We start from the raw sequence: 838 nt of genomic DNA on the forward strand, positions 1-838 counted from the left end.
CGACCCGGAGCAGCCGTCGGGCTATCCCGGAAGCAGCCGTTCGCGGGACGCAGAGCAGCGACAGGAGCAATCGTGGCTCCCCTTTCTTACGAGCTGCTCGTTCCTCCATTCAGCTGGCTCAAAGAACCCCAGATATAGAAAGTCGGGGTGCGCCGCCGAACCCCCAAACGATAGATGCCGATGCCGCTCGTGAGATGGCGATCACCTAGGTGCGGGGCCTGCAATTGCCACGCGTTCCATAGAACTTCTGATTCGTTGAACGCATAGCCGTCCTGCGCATAGCATACCGTCGGCGGCTTCTGGCTGCCCTTTGGACCGAAAGGCGCGAGGTAGATGGCTGATGTTTTTAGAAGCGAAGCATCATCGCTCGGGTTTTGATGGCCTCGTGCTTGGGCGATCTGTTGAGCCAGTTGCGATAGAGATTCGGGCCTTTGGTCATACCAGTTCAACGATTCGAACTGCGCGTAGGCCAAGGGAAGATCTGGCCTGTGAATGCTAGCCTCGAGCTCAGTGTATTCATCGGTTCGCAGATAGTGCGCTCGTGACAAAAACAAGGTGCGTCGCACGCGGTAGTAGCTAAAGGTGCCGGACAGGTTCTCCATGCCCCAGGCTTGCTTGTGTGGCCACCAAGCGTCATACATGACCACATCTGCATCAAACGCGATCACGCGAATAGGATGCTCTGTCCAGTCCGTTTGGAAAACAGCACCAAGTTCAAGTGGAGGGTAGTTCATGTATGACTAGGCACCTCATACGGTTTCGTGACTGAGAGTGGCCAAAGACCCATACGCAATAGTCAACGATCTGGACGTTGAAGTCGACCGACCGCTTGTGGCCG

General features: G+C 56.1%; 1 protein-coding gene. It reads right to left on the reverse strand.

Features of this window, described 5'->3' with window-relative positions; genetic code table 11:
- Positions 1 to 86 precede the first annotated feature (86 nt).
- A complete protein-coding gene (locus G3N64_RS39295) occupies positions 87 to 734 on the reverse strand; it encodes a hypothetical protein (protein WP_205788923.1) in 648 nt (215 codons plus the stop codon).
- Between the last annotated feature and the right edge of the window lie 104 nt (positions 735 to 838).

It is taken from the genome of Burkholderia sp. Ac-20344, assembly GCF_017104975.1.
GTDB lineage: Bacteria > Pseudomonadota > Gammaproteobacteria > Burkholderiales > Burkholderiaceae > Burkholderia.